This is a genomic window from Roseburia hominis, assembly GCA_040702975.1.
GTDB lineage: Bacteria > Bacillota > Clostridia > Lachnospirales > Lachnospiraceae > Allocoprococcus > Allocoprococcus hominis_A.
This window is the reverse complement of record CP159990.1, coordinates 3,553,188-3,575,018: the sequence shown is the minus strand read 5'-3', so window position 1 is coordinate 3,575,018 and position 21,831 is coordinate 3,553,188. Positions and strand designations below refer to the sequence as shown.

Sequence of the window (21,831 nt, the reverse complement as noted above, 5' to 3'; positions counted from 1 at the left end):
TACAGCTACGCCAGGGAGATGATTATGACGGATAAAGAGTTGAAGCGATCAAGCTGCAAAGAGGGGCAGGCGGCATGATGGAAAAAAGGATTCATGAGATACCGACTGCCGAACAATTAGAGTCTGAATTGAAACGGCTGAAATATAAAAGCCTCTATCGTTCTGTATTGCACAGCACAGTCTATGCTCTGATTGTTGTGGCTGCAATCGCTGTCCTGATAGCGACACTATGGTTACCAGTGCTGCAGATCAGCGGTCATTCCATGACCCCCACATTACAGGATGGAGAAATCGTTCTTTCTCTTAAGAACGCGGATTTTGGACCTGGAGACATCGTCGCTTTCTATTACAATAATAAGGTTTTGGTAAAGAGGGTAATCTGCGGCCCCGGGGACTGGATCGATATTGATGAGGACGGTACGGTATACGTTAACAGGACTCCGCTGGAGGAACCATACCTTGTGGAAAAGGCACTGGGCGACTGTAATATTAAATTACCCTATCAGGTTCCGGATGGAAGATACTTTGTTATGGGGGATCACCGGTCCACATCGGTGGATTCCCGGAACACTGCGGTGGGATGTGTATCCCAGGAACAAATTGTAGGAAAATTATTTTTTCGCATCTGGCCGCTTAGCCGGATGGGAATGTTGCATTAAGGAAGGAGGTATGCTAAATGCAGGGAGAAAGGAAGCAGGAAGCGGCGGGATATCTTGCCCGAAATCGCCGTCGGCGGACAAGGAAGAAGATCATCGGCGCTTTGGCTTGCATTGTGGTGCTTGGCACCGTATATACATTGATTCTGCCGGCGCTTACTTTGGAGAAAACGCAGAAATGCGAAAAAACAGAACATACGCACAGTGAGGCATGTTATGTCCAGGCCGCTAATGAGAGCGAGAACGTTCCGGTATGTACGCCGAAGACTCTTGATTTGCATGAACACACGAAGGACTGTCTGGATAAAAACGGGGAATATTGCTGTGGCTATTCCGATTTTGTCGTTCATGAGCATAACAGTGCCTGCTTTGATTCGGATGGGAAACTATGGTGCTCCCTTACCGAGGTGAAAGCCCACACTCATGATCAGAGTTGTTACACCCAGGTAGAAGCGAAGCCGTCGCATACACACACAGACGAGTGCTATACCACGGAGCGGGGTGAATTGGCCTGCGCCATTCCGGAAGGGGAAGGAGCCCACGCACATAGTGAGGATTTGGGATGCTATGACGAAGACGACAGCCTGATCTGTCAGAAAGAGGAAACTTCCGGCCACCAGCATACAGACGATTGTTATGCCTGGAATAAGGTCCTGACCTGCAAGCTGTCCACCGAGCCGGCAAAGTCTGCCGAGCCGGAACTGATCTGCGATAAGGAAGAAATTATTCTGCACGAACATAGTCCCAAATGTTTTGATGAAAACGACAATTTAATCTGCGGTAAAACGCAGGTGTTGGAGCATAAGCATACAGAAGCGTGCTTTCGGACCGCGAAGGAATCTGTGCTCTCCTGCAATTTGGAAGAACACACCCATAGCGCCGCATGCAGCGTGATCGAACTGATTGAAGCACTGCCCACCCGGCAGAGCGTAGAAGAGCGCATAGCGGCCTTTGAGGAAGACGGAGACGAGGCAGGCGGTGACGCTTACCTGGCCGAGTTGAAAACACAGATTGAAAAAGCCTATGAGGCTTATGACGCGCTGACGGAAGAGGAACAGGCGAAGGTGACGAATGTCGACAGGCTGACTGCGCTGGAATGGCTGCGTGACTTTGCCTGGCAGCAGGAAGCTGTTGATGCGAGTCCTGCCGCGCCGGAGGAGACGGAAGTTCCAACTGACGAAGCGCAGGATAACGGAACGCAGGATAACGGAGATTTGGTTGCCTACGACGCTGAAAATGAAAACGATGCCAGAGTAAAGGCTACCGTCACTCTGCCGGAGGGACAATCCGCGCCGGAGGGTTATAAACTTTCCATCCGCGAGATGGAAGCGGGCGAGGATGGCTATCCCGATGAGAAGGCGGTTCAAGCGAAAGCAGGCGAGGTTAACGGTTGGCAGTGTTATACCATCTGTTGGATTAAACAGGATGGTACCGATTCGGAAACGATGCCTCTGAGCGAGAGTGGAAACGTTAAGGTCAAAATCGAATATTTGAAAGAAGACGCAAGACTGCCTGGTCTTGCAGGCGAGAGGAAGCTGCTGGTTTTCAACATCGAAGACGGCTCCCTGACGGAATTGGGTGCAGATTCGGTGGAGGATATGAAGGTGGAGAATAAGGGCTACACAAGCTTCACCTTTAAAACAAGTCAGGCCGGCCCTTATGTATTTGTGAGTAAGAAGCTGGCGAAGGGCTATGTTGATGCGCTGAATATTAAAAAAATCATTGACGGCTCCGCTCCCTTTGACAAGACGGATAATCCGGGCAATGACAGCGGTGACAGCAATAAGGTCGTCCGCTCCTATGACACCATTCAATACAATCTGGAGGCAACCTTCGGGGCGCGGCAGGAGGGTATTACGGAGACTGAAGTCAATGTGTATTTTGAACTGACATTGGAAAAGTCCGCCACCGCTGCTCGGTTTGACGTCAGCAAGATGCTTTGGCTGGGTCAGAACTATAGTATAGAATACTTGGACAATAGTGGTAATGTCATTATGATCATGGATCGCGACGGGAAGTACTATTTGCCCCAGACAGACGGTAGTGGAAACGTCTGCCGCGATGAACACGGTTTTGCGTCTGCTGATACAAAGAACCCGGTTTCGATGAACGCCCAGGTAAACGGAAGCACTGATGGAGAGAACAGTTACAGGGTTACCAGCGGAGGCGTTGTCAAGCAAAGGCTTGTTGGCTGGACCAAACTTAAAGCCAATCCCGGTGAAAGTATCCTGAGTGGTACGCAAGGCTTTTCAACAGCAGTGGAGGTACGTAATGCTGACAACGGAGAGATTTTTGCTCCTACTTTCAAAATGTGGGTGGAGGGGAATGCGGATAACTATGGTTCTGAAGGAAAAGGAGTAGGCCAAATATCCCCTGTCCGGCCTGACGAGGATAACGTAATAAAGGCTTCAGATGTCAAAGTTTCTGCGGGAACAAATTTCAATGTCCAGGTAAAGAAAAACAACGACATGAGTTATAAGGACTGGTTTGACTTCTCCACCGGTCAGGCAGTCACGGGGAATGTTCGCGACGAGCTGGTGCGGCTTGCCAGCCTTGAGGAAAACCATGGCAAATCCAACCCTGCCGAGTTCACACGGAATGGCGAGAAACTATCAGAGGAGTTACAGAAGCAGTACGCCAATTACCGCTATGGCCGGCTCACCTGCTACGGTATTACACTGCAGCTCTATAACGATACGGACAATGAGCCGGAAAAGAACCGGGAAGCCAAGGGGCTCAGGGGTCTGTCCTTGCCGGTGGGGGATATCACCTTCGATCTGAATTTCTCCTCCGAGACCAAATCCGATGTGAAAGGACAGAAAATTGATCCGGACGAATACACGGCAATCCTGTGGGATTACAACGAGAATATACCCGCGAATACCGCTTATACCTATAACTATGCCGATCCAGGCAGAGGGACGGTGACAACGCTAAAGGATGGCAAGGGTAACGGCGGGCGCAACATCTACTGGGACGGTGAAACCCGTTCACCCTACGCCAAGGGTGGCGGCCCCAGCAACTATATTGCTTATCACGACGGCTGCTATTATGGCGGTGACTGGTCCATGGTGAATGGAGAAGGCGTGAAAGTTGATTCACTTGAGAAACTCAACGAGATTGCAAATCCCACCGTTGTGACGGGAACTGGTGCGGATACGACCTATCACTTCTCGATCAGAGATTATGATTTTGACTTTGACAAACAACATTTTCCCACCAGGGATGCAGGTAATTCCGGAAATATAGAAGGCTATGACACCTATGCCAGGTGTTTCTCCGCCGGGTGCGTACAGGTGCTCAGCGTGTTCCCGATGGTGCAGGAGGTAAGCGAAGTGGAAGTCTTCCTGAACACGACGGTCAGCAATTTACATCTGAATACCCGTGCCGGGCAGGAGTTGAAGGCATTGGATGATGATACGACCAAAATCAATCATGAAGTGTACAGTAAAGACAATACCCTGAGTGACCAGATCGTTCTATACAAACCCGGAAGCCTGACTAAGGGCAGCGCGTTTAACGGGAAATATAAGGAAAATGACCCCAAAACTACGAGCGAGGGCTTCCTGGGCACAGAGTATTGGACCACATCCTATGACTGCAGTACCTTTGCCGGGGATGAGATCTGGATCACCAGCTATGGCATGGTGAGTTCCGGCGGCGATTATCGTACCCGCTCCATGAACCTGCTCCAATTGTTCGACAGCAGGGCGTTGAGCATTCGAGGGAAGCCCGGTGTCTATCAGAATTGGGATGAGAAGTATGACAAACCGGGAACGGCGAAATTCCTTTATGCCGCGGACCCGGAGTATCCGGGGGGATATGACACTAACAGGGAGGGTGTACTGGCTTATATGAATTCCGTCCGTGAGGAGGATCTGTGCTACTATACCAGTTTAGAGGCACTGAAAAGTGCTGGTTATACCTGTGTCGGCGTACTGATGGAACTGCGTGGCTGCGATCTGCTGGGCGGTAAGTACCAGTACATGCGCATCCCTGTCACGGTGAACGGGAATGATAAGGAGTTGGTCAGCAAGACTGTCGCTACAGTCAACACATTCCGAGTCTGGTCCTATGATCTGGATGCCATAAGCTGGAAGAATGGCGAATGGAATTCCAGCACAGGGAAGAATGAACTGGAAGGATTTCCAGAACCGACAAATACTGTTAAGGATGACCAGTATAGCGGCGAACTTGCTAATTCAAATAAGAATAGCCCTCCCTATTATGTAAAGACCGAGTATAAGGATGGTCTTCAGGTGAAGGGGACTCACGCTGGCGGCACGCTGGCGGGCAACAGCCTGTTGATCTTGAGTTACAAAGCGGGAATCAACATTGGCGTGGACAACAAAGATACGGTGGGCATGAGTTCCTACAACCTGGGCGATGGCGAGACGGTGGTGGACTATCGGTTGAAGAACATCAGAACAGAAATTTCCGATCTGACCGGTCAGTCGAAAAGTCCGACAACTACCCTGACCATCAAGACGGTTCTGGACGAGGGCTACACCGGTGACGCCCAGCGCATCTTTGTTTCCGGCGGTTCCTATCGAATCATGGGCTATGCAGTGGATGCGGACGGAAAAGTGGCGAGCGAGGAAACAAGTATTGCCATTGGCACTGATCCGAATAATCCTACTAAGCTTGAATTTGTGGCCTCGGATGGCAAGCGGTATCCTATCGAAATCTATGCACGGACGGAGAAAAATAACCAGTCGGTTACCTTTGAAATCAAGGGCGCTCCGGTGGGGCTGCATCTGCCTGATATTACCTTCCAGGCCAATTTCGCCGCTGTAACTGTCCTGAAAAACAACGATACTATCAAAGCCAGCGCTTATATCAGCGGCGCGGGGGATAACAGAGCGTATGATTCGGCAAAGGGCAATACTGACAATGTCACTGTTGGTATTGTCATGCGAAGCGGCACCAATCTGACCAAGGCCGTGAGTACGCGGTATATTGAGCTGGACGATGAAATTACCTATGACGTCACATATACCAACAGCGGTAGCGACAAGATTGATAAGATCTATTTTTACGACATGATTCCCCGTAATGATGATATTCGTGGTTCGAAGTTTGATGGGGATGTCGTGCTCCGTGAGGTTAAAGTTACATCCAGCGAGGAAGAAGGTGCGTCTCCGGCAGATGCCACTGTGTATTACAGTACCGCTGACTATAGGGTACTTTACGATAAGGTGAAGGTATTTGGCGGGTCTGCGGATGCCAATGGAAAGATAAGTGGCATGAATGAGAGTAACGTGGAGAATATGCTCAACGAAGAGAAGCTTTTCCAGCCTCTGGGAAAGGTAACAGACGGTAAGTTTGAATATGACAAAGCTTTTAAGGCGATGTTGGATGGGACCAAGGATAAGGAACTGAGTGAGATCACCGGCTTGTACGCAAAGGTGGAAAATCTGAAAAAGGGTCAGACCATCAAGATGCAGATTACGGTGAAAACAAAAGGGAACAAAGCCGACGACTGGTACAAAAACGTTGCCAATTGCTGGATTGTAGGCAGCGCGACTCTCCCGCTCACCTCCAATAAGGTGGAAACGCAGGTAATCTCCCGCAGCATATCAGGTGTCGTATGGTATGACCGCAATCTCGACGGCATCCGAGACGATGACGAGGAACTTCTGGAAGGGGTTACAGCTACGCTTTTCAAGAAAGTCAAGAATGATCAATATGAGCTATGCAAGGAGGACGTGACAGGAGGGGAAATTTCTACGGTTACGACCGACAAGACGGGCGCATATTCCTTCGAAAAGCTGGAGGCAGGAGATTACGTCGTGGCATTCAAAGGAGAGCCCCTGAAGGAATTCACTGACGTTACAACTTACCAGCAGAACGGGCAAAATGATGCCAACACCAACGACGGCAAGGCAATCGCCAAAAACGAGGCAGATACATTTGATCCCAATGAGTATGCTTGCTACATCCAGTATTCGAAAGAGTCTATTGACATGAAGCTTCACAGTATTGACGAAATGGGAACTGTTAGCCTGGTCAATGGTGTGGAGATGTACACTAATCAGGATCTTGGAGTGATTATTGCTACGTACGAGTTGCCTATGACCGGTGGAATCGGTACAATCCCGTATACCGTGGGAGGACTGTTGATTATCTGTGCAGGCTTGCTCCTGTTCTGGATCAATAGAAAATATAACTTTTCGAAATCTTAAGGAATGGGGTTTCGGGAAGATATTATAAATGCATCAGGAGGGGAGCGAATCCTCCTGATGCGTAGAAACATTAGTTTTAATTTCAAAACTCAAATCTAACTAAGAAAGGAAAGAGAAACCATGAAAACAATCAAAAAGATGATGGCTTTGGTGCTTGCTATGGTCATGGCATTGGCTATGGTCAGCATGACTGCTTTCGCACAGGATGTGGATTCTAAAGAAGGCGGAACCGGTTCAATCACTATTAAGAACGCTGCAAAGGGTGAGACTTATTCGGCTTACAGGCTCTTTGATGCAACTGTGGGAGGCGGTAAAGTTGCCTACAAAGGACCTGTGCCGGAAGGACTTGAAACATATTTTGTAGAGACATCTACAGGCTCTGGATATGTTCAGGCAACTAAAGATGCATTCAAAACAATTACGTATTATGGGGAGGAAGCAAAAACGAATGTGGTAACAGGTCCAACTGACTACTGGACTGGCGAAGGTATGAGTGACGGTCTGAGGAGCGCTCTTACTACATGGAAAGGGTCGCAAACCCCAATTGTTACGGCTGTAAGTGACGGCTCGGTTTTGAAGTTTACAAACCTTGATCTCGGTTATTATGTGGTGACTACAAGCCAGGGCGAGCAGGTGATTTCTGTGGACACAACCATGCCTAATGTCGAAATCACTGATAAAAACGTTACCACACCTACTGCTAAAAAGGAAGTCAATGGAGAGAAGGTGAGCTCTGCCAGCATTGGTGAGACAGTAACCTATACAGCGACGTTTACGACGGCGAACTATATTGGCGAGGAGCAGGTGAAATCTTATACAATTTCTGATACTTTGCCTGAGTTTTTAACAGAAGTTGTAATTACAGAAGTAAAGATTGTTCAAAGTACAACTGACAAACCCCATTATCCGGATGTTAATCTCTCAGATTCTTACGAGGAATTTACAAACAAGAAGATCACTATACCGTGGGTTGACGATAATGGTGCAAACCTTTATAAAAATGGTTCCACGATTACTATGAAATATACAGCTAAGATTACTTCTACAGTTAATATTGATGGTAATGGAAACACCAATACAGTCACTATCACACCTAATAAGGATAAAAACGGTGGTGAGCCTTTTAAGGATAGTTACTCTGATAAAGCGGTGGTTAAGACTTACGGTGCAGCGTTGAAGAAAACTGATGGAACCAAGGCTCTGGCTGGTGCGGAATTCACTGTTGCAGGGCTTAGCGTAGAGCCCATTGCAGGTGAAGCGGGTGTATATAGAGTTGTTTCCTACGATAAAAACAGTGAAACTCCAAGTACTGCTATGAGCACTAACAGTGATGGCCAGCTTTACATTATCGGTCTTAAAGAGGGTGTCACACTGAAGGTAACTGAGTCTAAGGCTCCTGATGGATATAATAAGCTTACTGGAACCACAGACCTTACGCCTCAGAAACTTGGTGAAACCATCTATGAGACATCTGGCACAAGATATTATGATGCCGACGGTAATCTTGTAAGTGAGTCCTCTGCTGCAGCTAAGACTGAGACGGTTGTTAAAAACTACACTGATTTGGCTGCAGAGGCTGTAGAAATTGTCAACAAGGCAGGAGTTCTTCTTCCTTCCACCGGTGGTATCGGTACCACGATCTTCTATATCGTTGGTGCAGTTCTGATGATTGGTGCAGGTGTGATGCTTGTTACAAGAAAAAGAATGTCTGAATAACGGCATGCTGTTATAAAAGAAGCGGACGGGGCGGTCTTTGGACCGCCAAGTCCCGTTTAAAAAGCGTGAGACCGCGATAATACAGCTTTAGGGAGATGCTTATGAAACTAATAAAACAGATGAAAAAAGACAGAGGATCTACCATTTTAGTCTTTATTTTTTTCATTGGTCTCTCCGTGGTGCTGTATCCGTTTATCAGCGATTACTGGAACTCCAGGACACAGTCCCGGGCTATCGCTACGTACAGTGACATGGTCGCGCAGATGGACGAAGCAGATTGTGAGACATTGCTTGAGGAAGCGAATGCATTTAACAGGGCGCTTCTGGATTTGGATTTCCCCTTTACGGAATATGAGAGCCTCGGGAATTATGAAGAAATACTGGACATCAGCGGGACCGGAATCATGGGGTATGTGACGATACCGATTCTGGGTGTGGAGCTTCCGATTTACCACGGAACAGATGAAGGGGTGCTGCAGGTTGCAGTCGGACATCTGGCGGGGTCCAGCTTCCCGGTGGGAGGCACCGGTACCCATGCAGTGATCTCCGCCCACAGAGGACTGCCCTCAGCGAAGCTTTTCAGTGACCTGGACGAAATGATGGAGGGTGATACATTTTCCATTACCGTTCTGAACCAGACGGTCACCTATGAGGTAGACCAGATCAGGATTGTTCTTCCGGAAGAGGTGAAGGAGCTTGAGATTGATGCCGGCAAGGATTACTGTACCCTGATGACGTGTACGCCCTATGGCATCAACTCGCACCGCCTGTTGGTCCGGGGTATACGGACGGAAGGCCAGGTGACAGCTTACATTCCTGCTGATGCGACTCGGGTCAGTTCCACTCTTGTTTCCATCGCACTGGCGATCCCGATGGTATTTATCCTGCTCATCATCCTGCTGATCGATCAGCGAAAGAGTGAGAAAAAGGCGAAGGAAAAACCGGACGCCGCAGAAGTGGTGGAGCGGATCAGGGCCGGAGGAATGGAAAAATAAGGGAGGATTTCGATGAAGAAAAGACTGCCGGGTATCCTGTGCGCCCTGGTATTTCTGGCGGGGCTTGCAATTTTTGCTTACCCGAAGGTAGCGGATCAATGGAATACGCTGCACCAAAGCCGGGCGATATCGACCTATGATGATGCGGTACAGGATCTGAATGAGGAGGATTACAGCCGGATCTGGGAGGATGCGAGGACCTATAACGCTAAGATAACTGAAAATACATTTCACGGAGATACCTTTGGAATAGAGACTGCCGGGGGCAATCAGGCAGGTAATACAGCTGAAAAGGAAATTTCCGAAGATAGCCGGAAGGATGAGATCAGGCTGGAAGACACCGAATACTGGAAGGTCCTGAATGTCGATGAGACTGGAATCATGGGTTATTTATCTATACCGAAGATTAATCAGAAGTTTCCCATCTACCATGGCACTTCTGAAGGAGTGCTGCAGATTGCGGGAGGACACCTTCCGGGGACGAAGCTCCCCATTGGCGGGGAAAACTGCCATAGCGTCATAGCGGCCCACCGGGGGCTGCCATCAGCGAAACTCCTATCGGATGCGGATCAGATGGTGGTGGGAGATAAATTTTATATCCATGTGTTGGATGAGGTGCTGGCGTACCAGATCGATCAGATCCTTCCGATGGTGGATAAGGATGACCTGGATGCGCTTACGGATGCGATGCAGATCGTGGAAGGGAAGGATTACATGACACTTCTCACATGTACGCCTTACGGGATTAACAGCCACCGCATGCTGCTGGGGAACCCGGGTTCCCTATAACGGCGAGGATGATGAGAGAGTGCTGGCGCCGGTGGACAGCATGGTGGAATCGGTAAAGAGCTACTATATGCTGTATCTGATGATGGCGGCGTTCATCATACTGATGATTCTGCTCCTGTCGAAGATACGGATCGCATTATATAACAGGAAACATGGCAAGTAATGATAGGTGCAGGAAACCATGAGAAGGCATCAGATATAAAGGAATATGAAGAAGTATCCGATAGAAGAAAACATCAGACACAAGGAAACATGAGAAAATAGCAGACCCATCAAGGAGGGAGAAGGATGAATAGGACTAGGATAAAGAAAGGATATGTAGCCGGAGTGCTGGCGCTCATTCTTGCCGTGTCGGGAATGCATCTTGCGGCGGCGAGAGCGGCAGGTGCTCTGGATTTGGAAAATCATACCTGCTCACTTACCCTGGAGACGACGGGGATTGAGTTCGCAAAGGAGCTGTCTAAAGTAAGGGAGATTCCGGTGAAGCTGTATAAGGTGGCTTCTATAGATGAGACGGCAAATTATATGGTGGACACGAAAAACTACGGCAGTGATATTGTGATCGAAGATAAGGGTCAGGACCGGGCCGCATGGACCCAGCAGTGGAAGGACCTGGCACAGAAGATCACGGAGAAGATTGAGGCAGAGGGAAGCAGCATCAAGGAGAATGCAACCGTAGCAATGCATCCGGTTACCGGTGCAGGCGAAGCACATAGCAGTGGAACGGCAGAGAATTTAGAGCCGGGCCTGTATCTGGTAAAGGCGGAGAAGGTACGGCATGACGGTTATGAATACACGTTCAGCCCCTATCTTATCTCTGTTCCTACCAGTGAATACCGCATGGGTGAGGGGAGTGGAGACGACAAGTGGCTTTACGATGTGACGGTGGGACTGAAGCCTTCGAGGGAGCCGCTGGAAGGAGATATGGAGATTCGGAAAACCTTAAATACGTATAACGAATCTCTCGGGGAAGTGACCTTTGTCTTTGAAGTGACAGGGACAGACCCGGTCACCGGAGAAGTGGTGTATAGCAATGTTGTTTCGATGAATTTCGACGATGGGACTCCTAACGGCACCCAGACTGTGAAGATCACGGGGCTCCCGGTGGGGACCATTGTGACGGTGAAGGAGATCTATAACGGCGGGAGCTATACGGAGGTGTCCGGAAACTATACGACCACAATCGAGCCGACGAAGGACGGGGTCTCCCAGACGAAGCCGGTGAGTTTTGTAAATGATTATGACGATAAGCTGAAAAAAGGTTACGGCATTGTGAACCATTTTGATTTTGTGGGCGATGAGGCCTATACGGATGAGGATGGCAACCTGGTAGTGAAGGGGCATTACGAGTGGGAGAAATGTTTCCCGGATTCCGTGGAGGCGGAGTCGGAGAGCGGGCCCACGGGAAAGGGCTCTGTGCCGGAGGAAGAAGAGCAGAGTGCGCAGTAAAGGAGGAGCAGGAGAATGAAGAACAGAATTAATAAGAAAACGCTCGTGCTGTCCGGGGCTGCGCTGGTACTGGTGGGAAGCCTTTCCATCAAGAGTGCGATGGCGTATTTTACGACCTATGTGACGGCAAAGGGAGGCTATGAGATATCCTTTGACACGACGACCACCATCGAGGAGGAGAAGGTGGTGAACCGCATCAAGCAGGTGCAGGTGCAGAATACGGGAGAGAACCCCTGTTATGTGAGGGTGAAGTATTTTGCCGGGACGGAGCTGTTTGCCCTGGCGCCGACCCAGACAGACGGCTGGGTGCAGGGAGAGGATGATTACTGGTATTACACCAAAGTCCTGCAGCCCAAAGGAACGGCGGACGGCGCGGACCTGACCAGCAGGCTGGGGATGCAGATCGTGGCAAAGGATGGTACGAAGGATATGTTCGGCGTAGATGGCGAGTACAGCTATGCCTATGATTTTGATGTAGTAGTCGTTCAGGAGTGTGTGCCGGTGCAGGCGGATGCGGACGGAAATTCTCTGGAGCCGACCAGCCCGGAGGTTGACTGGACGATGGCAGTGAAAGACGTGAGCGGAGAGGGGGCTGATGAATGATGAGGAAGATCAGAAAAGCCCTGAAAGGAAGAACAGGAACGTTCCTTTTGTTAGGGCTCGCGGCGGCATGCCTGCTGGGGAGCGGAATCGGAAGCACCCGTGCGGCGCTGCAGATCTACAGTGAATACTACGAAGCGCGTATCGGTATGTACGATATCGGTATCACCCTGATGGAGAACGGAAAGGAGATCGCAGTCCGTGATTATGCGAACCAGATGGCTCAGGGCGAGAAAAGCACCGGTTGGACGACGAAGGAAGGCGCGTTATTGGAACATATGCTGGATGAATCGGATGGACACCTGGTCCCGGAGCGGAAGTATCAGGAGGAATTGTCCGTAGTAAATTCCGGCTCCATCCCGGAGTATGTGCGTGTCCGGATCTACCGCTACTGGGTGGACCCGGAGTCCGGGAAGGATGAGGACGGTAACGAGGTGAAGGTGACCACCATGGATCCCGAGTGGATCAAGCTGGAATTAGAGGAGAGCGGCTGGTGGAAAAATGAGGCAGAGTGCACGGATGAGTGTACGGTGCTGTACTACCGCTCGGAGCTGCCGACAGGCAAAGCGGCCACCTTCTGTAAGAGCATCACCATCGACGATGCGGTGGCGAAGGTGACGAAGACGGAAGTCGGGAATGGAGTCGTGAAGACGACGTATGACTATGAAGGCAGGAAGTTCGTCCTGGAAGTGGATGCGGATGCGGTGCAGAACCATAATGCGAAGGATGCGATCCGCAGTGCCTGGGGCGTGGATCCGGGCTATATCGATTAGGAGGATAGGGTATGAGAAAATGTATGAGATGTCTGACCGCCATGCTGCTGATCTTCCTGATGATTCCGTGGAGTGTGTGCGCGGAGGATATGACCAGCAGCCAGGACAACTGGGTGGAGTTCACGAAGAACCATAAGATGACCGACAGCTTTACGGCCAGGGGAATCACGGATGAGGCAAGGAATGACCTGCAGCCGGGGGACACCATGGCTTTTCAGGTGAGTCTTCGGAACAGTTCTTCAGATACAACAGCATGGTACATGAGGAATGAGGTGCTGCAGACGCTGGAGAGCCAGCAGTCCATCGCGGAAGGCGGAGCGTACACCTACGTGCTGACTTACATCGGCCCGAAGGAGACGCGGGTGCTATATGACAGCGAGGCAGTCGGCGGAAGCGAGGAGAGTGGTGAAGGCTCTGTAGTAGACGGAAATAAGGGTCTTGAGCAGGCGACCGTGGCGCTGGATGATGAGGAATATATTTATCTGGATACATTGGAGGCAGGTGCGAAGGCGCAGCTGACACTGAAGATCGGACTGGACGGGGAGACCCAGGGAAATAACTACCAGGATACCCTGGCGAGAGTGGAGCTCGGGTTTGCAGCGGAGCTTGTCAATACGCCGGCAACGCCGAACACCAACCGGAATGTGGTCACAACGCCGAAGACGGGAGACACGTCCCATGTGATGTTGTTCTCCATCATGGCGCTCGTTGCAGGGATCGTATGCATCGTGCTGGTGTTCCTGCGTCTGAAGAAGCGCGGTGAAGAGGAAAAGAAGAGGAAAAGGGGAGCGAACAGGAAGGGAGGCCGAAGAACGTATGAGTAAGGAAGTATTACAAAAAGGCCGTCTCGACCAGAGAGCAGGAGGACAACTGCGGAAAGGTCTTCTGAAAGGGGCTCCGGGGAAAGGATTTGCGAAAGGCTTTGCAGCGGTCTGCGCGGTAGTTCTTGCAGTGACCCAGTTTGGGCCTATGGAGACCAAAGCGGCAGATGATTATGAGACTACCTATAAAGTAATGATCTATTCTGGAGACAAAGGAACCTTCAACGGGACCGGCTGTGTATCCGGAGCCGGAAAGGCGTCGCTTCAGGGAGCGGATACGATTGTGGTGTCCGGCCTGCATTACGGGGACACGATCAGCATCAACGTGTCCAGCACGAACGGGGCGATTAACCTGAACCCGGAGGACGGCGGAAAATACCAGCCAACGGGAACCAGGCGGAGCGGACGTGACAACAGTGAGGCGTTTGACAAGGAGAACACGACCAGCCCGAGCCGGATCTATACAGTGACGAGCGACCGGACCTTCGTCGTGACCTATGGAGTTCCGGGGAAGATGGTCCCGTATACGGTCAGCTATGTGCTGGCAGGGACGGCAAATCCGGTGCCGGGGAGCGAAGCACAGACCTTCTATGGGGTAGCCGGAGAAAAACCGGTGGTGTCCGCGCCGTATTTTGAAGGGTATACGCCGGTTTACAAAGCAATAACGGGTACACTAAGACGCGGGCAGGAGAACGCCTGGGTATTTGAATATACGAGAAATGTGGAACAGACTACGACCGAGCCGGTGGCGCCTCAGACCCCGCAACAGGGCGAGAACCAGACCGGAACAACGACTCCGGGAACGACCGGTGATGGGGGAACAGGAACGACTCCTGAAACAAATAATGAGGGTACGGGAACAGAAAACGAAGGAACCGATGAAGGTGGTACCACGACCATTGAAGATGAAGAGGTGCCAGCCAGTCTTCATGATCTGGATGACGAGGAAACTCCGATGAGTAATCTGGATCTGAGCGATTCCGAGAAGAATAGCAAGGAAGGTACAGCAGAGGCGAGTCGTTTGCCCGTTTTTGTAGGAGTTGGGGGAGCGGCAGCCATACTACTCCTCGTGCTGATCGGATTGCTGATAAAGAAAAGAAAATCTCTCTGATATGAAGGGATAGAAGAAATGAAAGGAAGCAAAAAATCTCAGATCGAACCAGGGTTCTGCATTGGCAAGTTGACTGTCAAAGAGGCGACCCCGGAGCGGAAAAACGGATATAAGGTATGGCGCTGCACCTGTGAATGCGGTGGGAGTATCTGCCTGGATACCAGAACACTCCAGCGTGGCACAGTCCGGGACTGTGGCTGTGAAACAGCGGTAAAGCCCGGTCAGCGGGACATTACCGGCCAGAAGTTCGGAAAACTGACGGCGCTCTATCCCACCGGAGGGCGGGGAAGAGACGGAAGTCTGATCTGGCATTGCAGGTGCGACTGCGGAGGAGAGGTGGATACACCCCTCCACCAGCTCAGAGCCGGCTACCGGAAAAGCTGTGGCTGCCTGAGCAGACCACCTCTGAAAGACTTTGTCGGGAAACGGTTTGGAAAACTCGTAGTGCAGAAGTATGCGGGAAAATGGGGAGGACTTCATCGTTGGCTGTGTATTTGTGATTGTGGAAATCAGACAGTTGTAGGTCAGACCGCTTTGCAGAGCGGAAAGACGAAAAGCTGCGGCTGTCTGGGAAATCCACCGGCGAAGGATATTTTAGGAAGACAGTTCGGGGATCTGACAGTCGTGGCCTACGATGGCAACCGGGAGGGAACCTATTTCTGGCGCTGCCGGTGCAAATGCGGAAACGAAACGGTGGTCCGGCAGAACAATCTGCTTCTAGGGCATACGAAAAGCTGTGGCTGTCGTCAGAAAACCGTATTTAGAGAGAACCTGAAGCTGGTCGATGGCACGTCCGTTACGATGCTGGAAGCCAGTTGCAGCCATCGTCTGATCAGTACCAATTCAAGCGGTTATAGCGGTGTTTACAGGAAAAGAGAAAGCGGAAAATGGGCGGCACAGATCACATTTAAAGGGAAAACGTACTATCTTGGTTCCTATACAGAAATCAAGGATGCCGTAAAAGCCCGAAAAGAGGCGGAAGAGCGTATATATGGTGAATTTCTGAAGTGGTATTACGACGTTTATCTCAAAGGAGAAAAACGGACGCAGGGCCGGTATAAAGCAGCTGCAAGGTGAAAACTCATACCGCATAAGAATGAGAATATGTTTTTAAAAAATTTTTTGATTTCCTCCTGAAAGATTGAATAGTATAAATATATGCCGATAGTTTAAAAAAACAGGCAAATGAACTTTCAGGAGGAGATTACGATGGAAACAACAAATACCACGAAAAATCATAGAAGAAAACGATAAATATGCAACTGATAACGCGCATTTGAACAATATGAAACAAAACCTTTTGGGAAAACAACCAACAAGGTTTTAATTTTATGCGCCAATTCGAGAAAAGCCCCAAAATTCATGGCCAATTCATGGCCATTTCCTTGACAAACCAGGCAGTTACTCATATGATATTAATATAACCAGAACAAAATTTATAATGTTTTGTTTATAAGGTATTACATAACACAAATCATGTAGCAAATTTACAAAAGGATAGGAATATACGAACCTGTCAAAGGGCGGCGAATATTGAAACAATGTATATAAGAAGATCCGTGGATGTCGGCAGGAGCGTTGAGATTTAGGACCAGCAGAAGTACTGGTTTTTTTAATATGCGAATCTTGTTTTTTCCTATTAATAGATGTATAGCTGTAACGAATATACAGTTGCGGCAGGGAGATTAGTATGACGGATAAAGAATTAAGGCGTTTAAGCCGCGCAGAGCTATTGGAAATGCTTCTTGTGCAGGTGGAGGAAAATGAAAAACTGAAACTACAGATTGAGGAGATGCAGACGCAGCTTGACAACAGACAGATCATGATTGACAAGGCCGGCTCCATTGCGGAAGCGGCTATGCAGTTAAACGGTGTGTTTCAGGCGGCAGAGGCCGCTGCCGCGCAATATCTGGAAAATATTCAGCGGCTCAGCGGTGAAGGGGGAGGACAGCATGAAGAAAAACAGGATTCAGGAGATGCCGACTGCCTCTCAATTGAGGGCCGAACTGAAACGGGTGAAATATAAGCGCCGCTATCGTTCTGCACTGCGCAGCACGGTCTACGCCCTGATTGTCGTGGCGGCTATCGCCATTCTGATAGCGACACTATGGTTACCGGTGCTGCAGATCAGCGGCACTTCCATGACTCCCACATTACAGGACGGGGAGATTGTTCTTACGTTAAAGACCTCGGAGCTTGGACCTGGTGACGTTGCCGCCTTTTACCATAACAACAAGGTTTTGGTAAAGCGGATCATTTGCGGTCCCGGGGACTGGATCGATATTGACGAGAACGGTACGGTCTATGTTAACGAGACCCGGCTGGAGGAACCATACCTCACAGAAAAAGCGTTGGGCGACTGTAATATTAGATTACCTTATCAGGTTCCGGATGACAGATATTTTGTTATGGGGGACCATCGGGCCACATCAGTGGATTCCCGAAATACTGCTGTGGGATGTATAGCCCAGGAACAAATTATAGGCAAAATATTTTTCCTTGTCTGGCCGTTAAACCGGATGGGAGTATTGGAATATTCCCGGAACAGACAATGAAGGCACGGGAACGAATCGGGGAACCGAAAATGAAGGGACCAACGAGGTTTTTATGAGAAAGAATATAGTGAAAAGAAGCCTGCCACTCATAGTGGCTATGATATTGCTTGCAGGTTGTAGTTTTGACAATAAGCCGAGTATTTATGAGCAGGACGCCAAGTATCTGGTTGAGACTATGGAGAATACCCACCCGTGTTTCGTTCTGGATGATATACCGGAAGGATATAAGGAGGCAAAAGCCGCATATTTGAAAGCGGCGAAAGTGGTCAAGAACCAAGAGGAATTTTATGAAATCTGTTTAAAATACTGCTGTTCTCTGAAAGACGGGCACATATTTTTGGACGAATCGGAGGTATTGGGGGATTATGTGCTCAAAGTAGAGTGGTATTCCGATGGAAAGGCCCTGTATTTGTGCGATGAAAATGGAAAACCGACGGAAAGAAAGGTGCAGAAAATCGGCGGCGTTGACGTTCAGGATGTTTTTCGGACGATTGAAGAGTACTGTACGATGGAAAATGAATCCGCGGTGAATCTCATGTATCGATCGCGATCACGATTAGTGTATTATCTGGAGCGCGCGGGCGTAAAGTGCGATTTTGACAGTAAGCTTATCCTGTCATTAGATGACGGAAGCGACAGAAAAGTGGAGTGGGTGAAGAGAAAGGATTCCAATGAAGGCGCAGAAGAGACGGAAAATCTTTCCTGGAAGATGATAGGTGATGTCTTTTATATTGATCAGGACCAGTGCGATGTCGAGGATCCGAATTTGGAAGAGGTCTGTGAGGCTCTTAATGAGGCGGTCGCGAAGGGAACGGTGAAAGTCATCTACGATGTACGGGGGAATCCAGGAGGAAATTCCGCAGCCTGTGGGCAGATCTTGCAGGCCATGCAGATGACCCCGCCGAGTTTTGGTATGGTGGTTCGCGTGTCAGAGCTTGCAAAGCAAACGTACCCTGAGTACTATGAAGACTATAGCGTTTCACAAGTGGAGGAATTTGACGGTAATGCATCAGACGCGGTAGCAAATCCAGATGTGGACCTTATTGTGCTATCAGATGAGTGGACGTATAGTTCCGCGAATATGCTCTGCGTATGGGTGCAGGACGGAAAACTGGGACGCGTCGTTGGACAGGGGAGCAGCAACAGCCCAAGTGCCTATGGCGACATTCTTCCATTTAAACTACCCAATACAGAGCTAAGCGGGTATGTGTCCTGCAGACGTTGGACACGGCCTGATGCGGAGGCGGACCAGAAACAACTGCGGCCGGATGTGGAAGTGCCTTACGGGGAGGATTCCTTGCAGGTTGCGCTGGAATTATTGAGATAAAGGAGTGTTGGGATATGTATAGTTCGCCCTGGGCATTTTGCTTAGGGCGTTTTTTGTCGCTGAAGCGATTCGCCGTAGGCGAAGAATCCCACATACAATTCCGAGATTTCTATAAAAAGACGGAACGGGATATCAGAGCATGTACAGGTGCAAAAGAAATTGTATTTCTGTAAAAGGCCATTGGATCATTGACTGGAAATGAGTATAATGTATAATATCAGATAAGAAGCTTTGAATACATTTAGAGGAGTACAATATGACAAGAGCAGATAGAGCAGAACAACTATTTCGGGAAGGATACAACTGTTGCCAGTCCGTTTTCGGAGCATTTACCGATGTGACGGGACTGGAGCTTAAGACGGCCATGCGCCATGCCAGTCCCTTTGGGGCAGGATTTGGCAAGCTCCGCGAGGTGTGCGGCGCGGTCAGTGGTATGACTATGGTAGTTGGATATGTGGCAGGCTACGGCGAACCGACTGACAGAGAGGGGAAGATCGCCCTCTACCACATCGTTCAGGAACTGGCGGCGGAATTCGAGAGAAGGCAGGGAACGATCATTTGCCGCGATATGCTGAAATTAAAGCAGGGAGAGGATCTGCCGGAGCCGGCTGTCCGCACGGAGGAGTATTATCGCAGCCGCCCATGCATCAGCGCAGTCCGCGATGCGGCAGAAATCTTGGATAATTTTCTGCAGGAATTTCATGAGGAGCATCATTAACAGGTAGAGATTATGGCAAAACAGCAGACAGAATTGGAAAAATACTACAACAAATTTAATGAGGAAAAACGCCTGAACAGTCGTCACGGTCAGGTGGAATTCCTGACGTCCATGCGGTATATCCACCGATATCTGCCAGAGGATCGCCCGGCGCAGATCCTTGATATCGGGGCAGGGACCGGAAGGTATTCCGTGTCGCTCTCTGGGGAAGGGCATGATGTGACGGCGGTGGAACTGGTAAAATATAATCTGGGAATTTTAAAGACCAAGCACAGCAGCGTGAAGGCTTACCAGGGGAATGCGCTGGATCTTAGCCGATTCCCGGAGGATACCTTTGATGTGGTCCTGCTTTTCGGACCGATGTACCACCTGTACACCTTTGAGGATAAAGTAAAAGCCCTCTGTGAGGCGAAGCGGGTCGCAAGGCCGGAAGGAGTTATCTTTGTGGCGTATTGTATGAACGAATACAGCGTGCTCACCTATGGCTTTAAGGAAGATCATATGCTGGAATCTATAGAAAAGGGGAAGCTGACGGAGAATTTTCATGTCTTATCGGAGCCGGAGGATCTGTACGATTATGTCAGAATGGAGGACATCGAGGCGTACAATCAGGCGGCGGGACTGTCACGTATACAGATCATTTCGGCAGACGGCCCGGCAAATTATATGCGGCCGGTGTTAAATGCCATGGACGAGGAAACCTTCCGGACTTTCATGCAGTATCATTTTACTACCTGCGAACGCCCGGAGCTGATGGGGGCAGGAGCGCATACAGTGGATATATTGAAAAAAGGGCAGGTGCGATGAACGCATCTGCCCTTTTAGGTGCTTAAGCATATCTGAATGAAAAGCTGAACGCCCTCATTCCTACCCGTCTTATCTTATAAGAGGTTAGCATAAGCCGCCTCTCGCTGTCTTTGGTCAATTATGCTACAGTTACATTCACTGCCTGAAGACCACGATTACCCTCTGTGATGTCGAAAGTCACGTTCTGACCTTCCTCAAGAGTCTTGAAACCTTCGCCGGAAATTCCGGAGAAATGTACGAAGATATCTTCATTGGTCTCTGCGTTTGTGATGAATCCATAGCCCTTCTGAGCGTTGAACCATTTTACAGTACCTTTGTTCATAAGGATTACCTCCTTCATATAGATTGTGATACGGGTAAAAAAAGAAAAAATCACGTATTTTTGTAAATCATCAGCCCAGTGGATATTGATGATTTACAAAAATACGTGAAAATCTATATCTTATCCAAAACACTTGAATCAGTATAGCATGAAGAGTGTTAAAAATCAAGATATCATTTCTTTTTTTTGAAAATGTTTTTACAGCGTCAGGAAAGTACATTCGGAATAGGGGCGGAATTCAGAATAGAATTTTAGACAAAACAGGGCCGCAGGGCAAATTAACCGCTTTACAACCATTTGCGAAATTGATATACTCAGAGGAAAGTCAATGAACATGGATCCGATGTGGAACGGAAGAGGAAAGGAGGAGGGACGGATCATGGGGCTGCAAGTGCAGAAGATCAAGGGGCCCTGGGAGCTGGAAGCTGCCGCGGCATTTCGGATCGGTCATTTGCTGTGGGGGACCAAAGAGATTCCCAGGACCTATGGATATCTTGGATATGTACCGGGGAAAGCTCTTTATCTTGAACTGGTGTGTGAGGAGAAAGATCCGCTGAGACGCTATCAGAATGACCAGGAGCCGGTGTATCGGGACAGCGCAGTAGAAGCTTTTTTCCAGTTTGGCGGCCGGAAGGAAGCAGGGGAGCAGATATATCTGAATTTTGAGATGAATGCGAATGGAGCGCTGCTGGCAGCTTACGGGAAGGGGCGAACGGACCGGGTTTATTTTACAGAAGAGGAATGCAGGAAGTTCGCATGTAAGGCGCGGATCGAGGAAGAAAGGTGGAGCGTCAGCCTGTGTATTCCGTTTGTGATTCTGGAAAATGTGTATGGACCATTAAAGTTTGGCCCGGGCACTTTTTTTCGGTGCAATTTTTATAAGATATCCGAGACGAAGGAAATAGAGCATTATGCCTCCTATGCTTTGGTAGACACGGATACGCCGGATTTCCACAGGCCGGAATTTTTTGCCGAAGCACAGTTCTGCGAGGTTTAAGAATGAATAG

Annotated in this window: 19 protein-coding genes; 18 read left to right on the top strand and 1 reads right to left on the bottom strand. The window is 49.4% G+C overall.

Annotated elements, in window-relative coordinates; translation table 11 throughout:
- The first annotated feature begins 74 nt into the window (after positions 1–74).
- The 17 genes from lepB (ABXS75_16470) to ABXS75_16390 all read left to right on the top strand — a co-directional run bounded on the left by lepB (ABXS75_16470) (position 75) and on the right by ABXS75_16390 (position 20,502).
- Positions 75–659, top strand: a complete 585-nt coding sequence (lepB, locus tag ABXS75_16470; GenBank protein ID XCP84625.1) for a signal peptidase I — start codon at positions 75–77, stop codon at positions 657–659.
- Positions 660–676: 17 nt separating this feature from the next.
- Positions 677–6,841 (top strand): SdrD B-like domain-containing protein, encoded by a 6,165-nt coding sequence (locus ABXS75_16465; GenBank protein ID XCP84624.1) that lies wholly within the window; start codon positions 677–679, stop codon positions 6,839–6,841.
- A 120-nt stretch (positions 6,842–6,961) separates the two neighbouring features.
- The gene (locus tag ABXS75_16460) at positions 6,962–8,557 is read left to right on the top strand and encodes an isopeptide-forming domain-containing fimbrial protein (GenBank protein ID XCP84623.1); all 1,596 of its coding nucleotides are present in this window, start codon (positions 6,962–6,964) and stop codon (positions 8,555–8,557) included.
- A 101-nt stretch (positions 8,558–8,658) separates the two neighbouring features.
- Positions 8,659–9,552, top strand: a complete 894-nt coding sequence (locus ABXS75_16455) for a class C sortase (protein XCP84622.1) — start codon at positions 8,659–8,661, stop codon at positions 9,550–9,552.
- Positions 9,553–9,564: 12 nt separating this feature from the next.
- The gene (locus ABXS75_16450) at positions 9,565–10,341 is read left to right on the top strand and encodes a class C sortase (GenBank protein ID XCP84621.1); all 777 of its coding nucleotides are present in this window, start codon (positions 9,565–9,567) and stop codon (positions 10,339–10,341) included.
- A gap of 19 nt (positions 10,342–10,360) precedes the next feature.
- Complete coding sequence (locus ABXS75_16445; protein XCP84620.1) at positions 10,361–10,504, top strand: hypothetical protein; 144 nt, start codon at positions 10,361–10,363, stop codon at positions 10,502–10,504.
- Between the two features lie 125 nt (positions 10,505–10,629).
- A complete protein-coding gene (locus ABXS75_16440) occupies positions 10,630–11,790 on the top strand; it encodes a DUF5979 domain-containing protein (GenBank protein ID XCP84619.1) in 1,161 nt (386 codons plus the stop codon).
- 15 nt (positions 11,791–11,805) lie between these two features.
- Positions 11,806–12,393, top strand: a complete 588-nt coding sequence (locus ABXS75_16435) for a hypothetical protein (GenBank protein XCP84618.1) — start codon at positions 11,806–11,808, stop codon at positions 12,391–12,393.
- On the top strand, positions 12,390–13,163 hold the full coding sequence (locus tag ABXS75_16430; GenBank protein ID XCP84617.1) for a hypothetical protein: 774 nt from the start codon (positions 12,390–12,392) through the stop codon (positions 13,161–13,163). Before ABXS75_16435 ends, ABXS75_16430 begins: the two co-directional genes overlap by 4 nt.
- 11 nt (positions 13,164–13,174) lie before the next feature.
- Complete coding sequence (locus tag ABXS75_16425; protein ID XCP84616.1) at positions 13,175–13,987, top strand: hypothetical protein; 813 nt, start codon at positions 13,175–13,177, stop codon at positions 13,985–13,987.
- On the top strand, positions 13,980–15,095 hold the full coding sequence (locus ABXS75_16420; GenBank protein XCP84615.1) for a hypothetical protein: 1,116 nt from the start codon (positions 13,980–13,982) through the stop codon (positions 15,093–15,095). Before ABXS75_16425 ends, ABXS75_16420 begins: the two co-directional genes overlap by 8 nt.
- 18 nt (positions 15,096–15,113) lie before the next feature.
- On the top strand, positions 15,114–16,172 hold the full coding sequence (locus ABXS75_16415) for a hypothetical protein (protein ID XCP84614.1): 1,059 nt from the start codon (positions 15,114–15,116) through the stop codon (positions 16,170–16,172).
- 613 nt (positions 16,173–16,785) lie between these two features.
- Positions 16,786–17,121, top strand: coding sequence for a DNA repair protein (locus tag ABXS75_16410; GenBank protein ID XCP84613.1), 336 nt, complete (start codon positions 16,786–16,788; stop codon positions 17,119–17,121).
- On the top strand, positions 17,048–17,650 hold the full coding sequence (gene lepB, locus ABXS75_16405) for a signal peptidase I (GenBank protein ID XCP84612.1): 603 nt from the start codon (positions 17,048–17,050) through the stop codon (positions 17,648–17,650). Before ABXS75_16410 ends, lepB (ABXS75_16405) begins: the two co-directional genes overlap by 74 nt.
- Positions 17,651–17,702: 52 nt before the next feature.
- Entirely contained in the window at positions 17,703–18,977 is a 1,275-nt protein-coding gene (locus tag ABXS75_16400; GenBank protein ID XCP84611.1) for a S41 family peptidase, read from the top strand.
- 256 nt (positions 18,978–19,233) lie between these two features.
- A complete protein-coding gene (locus tag ABXS75_16395) occupies positions 19,234–19,695 on the top strand; it encodes a C-GCAxxG-C-C family protein (GenBank protein ID XCP84610.1) in 462 nt (153 codons plus the stop codon).
- 12 nt (positions 19,696–19,707) lie between these two features.
- A complete protein-coding gene (locus ABXS75_16390) occupies positions 19,708–20,502 on the top strand; it encodes a class I SAM-dependent methyltransferase (GenBank protein ID XCP84609.1) in 795 nt (264 codons plus the stop codon).
- Positions 20,503–20,620: 118 nt separating this feature from the next.
- On the opposite strand, the gene ABXS75_16385 is transcribed toward ABXS75_16390, so the two are convergent.
- Positions 20,621–20,824: a cold shock domain-containing protein gene (locus ABXS75_16385; protein XCP84608.1), complete on the bottom strand. Its 204-nt coding sequence runs from the start codon at positions 20,822–20,824 to the stop codon at positions 20,621–20,623.
- Positions 20,825–21,152: 328 nt separating this feature from the next.
- Between ABXS75_16385 and ABXS75_16380 the strand changes: the two genes are divergently transcribed.
- The gene (locus ABXS75_16380) at positions 21,153–21,821 is read left to right on the top strand and encodes a carbohydrate-binding family 9-like protein (protein XCP84607.1); all 669 of its coding nucleotides are present in this window, start codon (positions 21,153–21,155) and stop codon (positions 21,819–21,821) included.
- Positions 21,822–21,831: the final 10 nt, after the last annotated feature.